Annotated in this window: 1 protein-coding gene; it reads right to left on the bottom strand. The window is 71.7% G+C overall.

The genetic code is table 11. The features are described 5' to 3' along the window. Positions 1-6,511, bottom strand: a 6,511-nt coding sequence (locus tag ABD978_RS30700) for a hypothetical protein (protein ID WP_345362546.1), incomplete at its 3' end; no start/stop codon positions are given. Between the last annotated feature and the right edge of the window lie 61 nt (positions 6,512-6,572).

Genomic DNA, 6,572 nt, shown 5'->3' with positions numbered 1-6,572 from the left:
GACCACCGGCATGAACAGGCACAAGGGCCCCGGCCATCTCCGCCGACACCTCGGGAGCGACAGGCTCGGCCTTCACCACCGATACCTCAGGGGCGACGGGCTCGGTCCGCGCGGCCAGTTGGGAACGCTGGTCGCGCGTGAGGTCCGCGCCGCGTAGGCCGCCGCTCAGGATGGCCTGGCTTCGTTGCGCGGTCGTCAGGTCGATCCCGGCGCGTTCGAGGTCGGCGAGGGGAACCTGCTGGTCTTCGTCGATGAGGGGCGCGGAGGTGGGCGGGTCCTCGTCCGTCAGACCCGTGAGCCGGCCGTCCGGCGACTTGAGGGCATCGCCCGGCTCGTCGGGGGACGTGGTCGTCGGCCGCAGGGCCTGACGCGCGTTCTGGGGGTACCGGCTGATCGTTCCGTCGGCGTCGCGGATGAGCAGTTCGACCGGTACGCCGGTCTGAGCGGTGATCCGGTCCGCCGCCACGGAGGCCGACGCCAGGTGGCCGGCGGAGGTCCACAGCCGCAGGGTCCGGCCGCGGAGCGCGGTCATGCCTCCCGCCCGGTCGATGACCTCGGCGGTGGCCTCGGGAGGAAGAGTGCCGTTCTCGGCCCACTGGGCCGGTAGCTCGGCGTCGCCCAGTGGCGGTCGTTCCAGGTCCAGGCCGAGGTCGGTGATCAGTCGCCGGACCACCGCGGCCGGGAGCATGCCGATGAGACCGTCGGGGACGTCCAGGACGACGTGGTGCCCGTGCGGGCCGCTGACGTGGAACCGGGCGTCGAAGGTGTAGTAGTCGTAGTCGTCGTCGCGCTGCCGGTTGGACTCGACGTAGTCGCCGGCCGAGTTCTTGTGCGTACGAGCGGTCCGGTTGTCCTTGCCGGAGGACATCCCGGGGTCGAACAGGGGCTGGTCGGCGTGCTCCTCCAGCGGCCGGGCGAACGCGTGGCCGAGGTCGAACTCGCCGTCCACGCTCCACCCCCGTTCGACTTCGTGTTCCCGCGCGGGTTCCTGGGAGTGCTCGGGGAAGTTGAGCCCGATGAAACCGCCCCGGGTCAGCCATCGTCCCCGGGTGGGCACCAGCTGCACGGTGAGGTACTCGCCGCCGACCAGCGGGATGCGGTAGGTGCCGCGCAGCAGCTTGTCGATGTTGGCGGAGGCGTCGCGTTCGTCCAGTGCGATGTCGCCGGTCAGGCCGTCCTGGTGGGTCGGGTCGAACTCATCGACCGCCGGTGCGACACCGCGCGCCACCTCCGCGCCGTCGATCCGGCGCCGGGGCGTCGCGGCGGCCGGCGCCCAGCGGGCCAGGTGCTCGATTCCGGGCGTCGCCATGGCGTGCATGTGCTCGGCGAGCGAGATGGCCAGTGCCGTTGGAGCCGGCGGCCGCGTGCGCGTGATCATCGGCCGTACCGGGACCGACGCCGACGCCACGGCCTCACCGGCCGCGGTCGCGGCAGGTCTCGGGCCGGCCGCGGTCAGGTGGGTGGGCACGAGGACCTTGGCCCGGCCGGTCACCTCCCCGGTGGCGGCCGCCGGGACGGTGGCGGGGAACAGGCGCCGCCACATCCGCCGGCTCTCGCCCAGGGAGAGGATGTCCACGAGCGTGGGCACGGCCTTCGCCACCTGCGCGGCCCGCCGGGCGAACTCGCTCGGCGAGTACCGGTGGAACACCTCGACGCGGAACCGGGCGCCGTGCTGGAACTCTTGCGAGGTGTCCTTGGCCGTGGCGCGCCGGACGTCACGCGCGGTGGATTCGACGCCGACCTTGAGCCCGTGTCTGCGCTCGTACTTGACGCTCGCGCCGCCGGCCGGTCGCAGGCCCACCGGCGCGGTCGCCCACCGGCCGTGGAAGTAGCCGCCGCCGCGCCAGGCGTGGCCGCGGCTCCGGTGCTCGCCGAACTGGACGAACGCCTGCCCACCGGTCGTCACCTTCACGTCGGGCCTGGGCCGCCGGTAGGTGACCGAGTCCTCGATGGCGGTCACGCGGATACCGGTGTGCAGGGTGCCGCCCGTGCGGGCGGGCATCTTCAGGTAGTCCCAGACACGGCCCTCCCCCCACGTCTTCGCGGGGGTGGTGAGGACGCGGTGGATCCCGCCTCGGCGCGCGACCTTGTACTGGCCGCGGATCGCCTCCTCGTCGAAGGCCGTCTCGATCGCGCCGAGCATGTCCGGATCCAGGTCACCGCCGAGCAAGGCCTCGATCGTGTCGACGACGTCGGCCGCGTCGACGTCCTCGATGTGCGCGGCGGCCAGGGCCAGGTCGTCATTGAGGTAGCGACGTTCGCCCTGTGCGGACGGCAGGTCCTCCCGGGCCGGCACGGGCAGGCCGTGGTCGGCGGCGCGGACGTACGGGGCCAGGAGCTCGACCCCACGGGCGATCTTCACGTGCCGTTCGACGCGGTAGGAGACCCGGGTCCCCCTGCCCCGGAAGAAGGCGCGGCGCAGCTTGCGCGACCCGCTCACGTGACGCCAGCGCCGGTACTGGATGGTGTAGACGGGATCGGCGCCGACCTGTTCGCTGTCGCCCGAGTAGGTGCCCAGGTTCAGATCCAGCGCGCCGCCCATGTCGGTCACGCTGCGGCTCGGGAAGGACACATCGCCGCCGCCCATGACGCCGCCCGAGATCTGGTTGCCCACCTTCTGGCTGGTCGTCTGGTGGCCTTCGCCCTCGTTGTGGCTCTCCGCGGACGGCAGGCCGAGCCGCACCACACCGCCCGGCCCGGCGGAACCGTCGAGACCGTAACCGGTGGCCCTCTCCTCACCGAACCGGAGATCGGCCTCGGTGTACTGCTCCAAGGCGGCGCCCTTGACCGTCTGCTCGTGGCGGACGTTGAAGGTCCGCATCCGGATCCGGAGCTCCTGCCGCCATCCGCCGGCGGTCGAGGGCAGCGGAATCCGCAGGCCACGGCGGCTCAGCAGGCGCCGGGCGTTGGACTCCAGGAACGTGTGCGTGCCGGTGCGCAGGATCCGCTCCGCCGCGCCGTATCGCCGACCGGACGGCACGAGCGCGGCGAGCACCTGCTTGAACGCGTCGGCCTGGGGCCTGGGCCCCGGCGTCCTGTTGTGCGCGGCCACCAGCTCGGCCATGTGCGCCGAGATCTCGCTGACGCCGGTCAGGTTGACCTGGATGCCGGTCAGGCCCTCCCTGGTGAGGTCGAACTCCTCGCCCGTGACCTTCCCGAGCGGGGCGGCCAGCCGCCGGAGACCCTCCTCGTCCATCGGTCCGGTCTTCACCGTGACCTCGCCGTACGCCAGGATCTCGTCGGCGGGGAGCGGCTTGGCGGGCAGGTGCGCGTCGGAGACGGTGACGGCGGTCCAGTACTCGTCGCCGGACTGCTCCCATACCCGGGCCGCGACCAGGTCTCCGGACTTACGGCTCGTCGTGACCGCCGTCGTGTAGGCGGTCTCGTATTCAAAACGGGTGACGTTCCCGTTCGTCCGCTCGCGGCGGTACTCCTTGACCCCCGTGCTGTTACCGATCTTGTGGTGCCGGGCGCGCTCGGCCTTCAGTTCGAGCAGGTGCAGGTCCAGGCTGAACAGCCGGGCCAGTTTGACCCGGAAGCTGAGCTTGAACCCGGCGCCGATGGTGCGGCCCTTCTTGTCCTCGGTGTCCAGCCCCGCGACGTTCTTGCGCTGGGTGTCCAGGCTGACGTTGACCTCGGCCACCGGATCCCGGCGCAGCGCCCGCAGCTCGGTGTAGAGCACGGCGGTGAACACGTACCCGCCGATCGTCACCTCGTGGCTGATGTCGCCGTCGATGCCGTCCGCCACCGTGCCGCGGGCGCCGGGCACGCCGAACTTCATGGCCAGCGCCCGCGCCAGATGCTGACGCAGGGCGGCGGACATCTTGCCCACGACGCCGGCCGCACGCATCTGCCGCGCGAGCTCGTCCGCCAGTTCGCGGTAAACCTTCTCCCGGCCCGGCATCTCCCGCACGATGCCCCGGCCCAGGCCGGTACGGGTGGCCAGCGCGAGCGGCTCACGGGGATGCACCACATGACGCCAGGTCCGCAGCGGACCATGGACCTGACCGCGCTCATCGATGACGAACCGCTTCTCGCCGGCCTTCTCTCCGCCTGCCTGCTCCTGGACTCGCCTGCCGTCGGCGGCCACCACCTGGATCCGCGGCTCCGCCATCAGCGCGTCGACGGCGTCGTGCAGAGCCCGGTCCTCGCCCGGCTCCTCCAGCCGGGTCCGCAGCGCCTCGGTCAACTGGACCTGCGGTGTCCCCCCTGAGGCCAGGAAGTCGGTGACGGCCGTCAGCCCCGCCGCGCGCAGCGGCGCCAGCAGATCCTCGTACCACGGCGGCGGTGCCTCCGCCGTCATCGGTTCCCTGGCCGGATTGGGGGCGTACCAGCGCGGCTCCCGCTCACCCTCGCGCACGTCCATGAGGAGGGCGCCGACCACCCGGGCGTCCTCGTCCAGCACGTACCGCCACATCGGGCCGCCGGAGCCGCCGGAGTCCTCACCGGAGACGAGGATCGCGTGCTCGTCCGCCGGCAGCACCCAGGTGATGCCGGGGTGCGCGTACAGGGCCCGCCAGTCGTCCTCCGCGACCAGCCAATGGGGGACGAGCGCGTCGTACAGCGAAGGAGGAAGGACGATCTCGATCGGCCCTCGGGAGGCCAGCGCGAGGAGGTCGCCGACGTCCCGCACCCCGCCGTCGAAGAAGGGCGCGGGCGGGCCTCCGTCCGTGAACCGCGACCTCAGCCACCGTGCGAAGTCGGCCCAGGACGACACCGAGCGCCCTGCCGCGGGCTCCGGCACGGCGGACGTCCCACCGGCGACCGTCTCCGCCTCCTGCACTTCGGCGGGCACCTCCGACCGGGCCGGCGCATCCTCGGCGGGCACCTCCGTCTCCGTCGGCGGCCCCTCGTCGAGCGCCTCCGACCTGGCGGGTACTTCGAGGTCCTCCGGCTTCGCCGATTCCTTCGGCTCCTCCGCGGGGATGAGTCCGGAGCCGGTGAGCACTCCGCCGAGAGCATCGCGCTCGAACTCCTTGGCGTGCGCGAGACCGATGCCCAGCTCGCCGACGAGCGGGAGAGTGAACGGGACGTCGCCGTGGTCGGATTTGACCGAGACCGTCACCACGAACTCGGTCTGATAGCGGACCAGCCGGTCCTTGCGCATGGTGGCGTTCTTGACCTGGCCTCCGGCGGTCAGGGTGCGCCCGTACTCGCGCGAGGATCCCAGCTTCGGCAGATCGACACTGGGCGTGGCCAGATGGGAGCCGAGCTCGATGCCGAAGGCGACGCCCGGCGTAGCGCTCGCCCCGGAGCTGTGCTTCTCACCGTCGCCGATCCGCACCGTGTCCGCGATGTCGTTACGGAGCAGGACCTCCTCGGTGGTGGTCGTCACGTAACGCACGGTGTGCGGCCGGCCGCTGACCTCCAGATGTCCCTGGAACGTGGACAGGGCGGACAGCCTCTTGGCGATCAGGCCCGTCACCCAGCTCCCGGTCAGCCACCACTGGCTGCGGTCCTTGAACGTCTTCTCGTTGACGTACTCCTCGGCGATGTCCTGCACGATCTCATCGACGTCCTTCGCAGGGAGCCCGAGATGATCGAGAACGCTCCGCAGCCCCGTGAGCAGCGTTTCGGGCACGATCGCGGTGACCGCGTGATCGAGGCCGTCCAGCACCGCCGGGTCCACGACCCGCACGACCGGGTGCCCGCCGTCACCGGGCCGCACCGTGAGGGCCGCGGCCTCGGCGGCGGACGAGTAGACCGTGGGGAACGCCAGTCGCGCCCTGCCCGGGAGCAGGAGATCCGGACGCTCGACCCGGTTGACGGTGGCCCGCACCCGGATCCGCGCCGCGTGACTGTGGGTGGCGTTGGCGATGACCCGGTTCCCCGACTGGACCTCCATCAGGATGGTGTGCCAGGAACCGCTGCCGCGCTCCGTCCCGGCCTTGAACACCGGTGAGACGTGCGACAGCCCTGCCTGCAGCCCCACCGAGAGGAACAGGATCGGCTCGACCTGCGCGCTCCTCCCGCTCAGGGCTTGGCGCGCGACCTCCTCGGCGTATGTGGTGTCGCCGTACTTGCTGAAGTACGTCTGATGGCCCGGATCGGTGCCCGCGTCCTCCGGCGGCGCGAACTCCGTCTGCTCCACCGAGAACGACAGTTTGACCCGTACGTCGTTCTTGGTGATCAACTTGCCGTGGAGCAGCAGCCGTTCCCACCTCGTGGGGTCGTCCTCGGCCAGCAGCGCGAGGATCTTCTTGCGGACCGAACGCGCCACGGACGATGACATGCCCGAGGTGACGGCATCGATCCAGCGGGTCACCGACTCGTCGGGCCGGCCGTCCGGCAGCGACCCGTCCACCACCTCGGCGACCGACGACACGGAGCCGTCGCCGAGCCCGCCACGCTCCACGTACCACGGCACGAGCGGTGCCGCGTCCGAGCCTCGCGCCTCCGTATCACCGGAACCTTCCAGCGCCTCCCAGAAGGTCCGGTAAGCGGCGTACAGCTCATCGTCCGCCGGCGTCTGGCCGGTGAGCGCGCCGGACCGCGCATCCTCCGGGGACACCGGTTCCGCGATGCGCTCCGACGCGGGACCGAAGTGGTCTACGCCTCCGTCGGGGCGGTAG

It is taken from the genome of Actinoallomurus liliacearum, from assembly GCF_039542035.1.
Lineage (GTDB): Bacteria > Actinomycetota > Actinomycetes > Streptosporangiales > Streptosporangiaceae > Actinoallomurus > Actinoallomurus liliacearum.
This window is presented reverse-complemented; position numbering and strand designations above follow the sequence as displayed.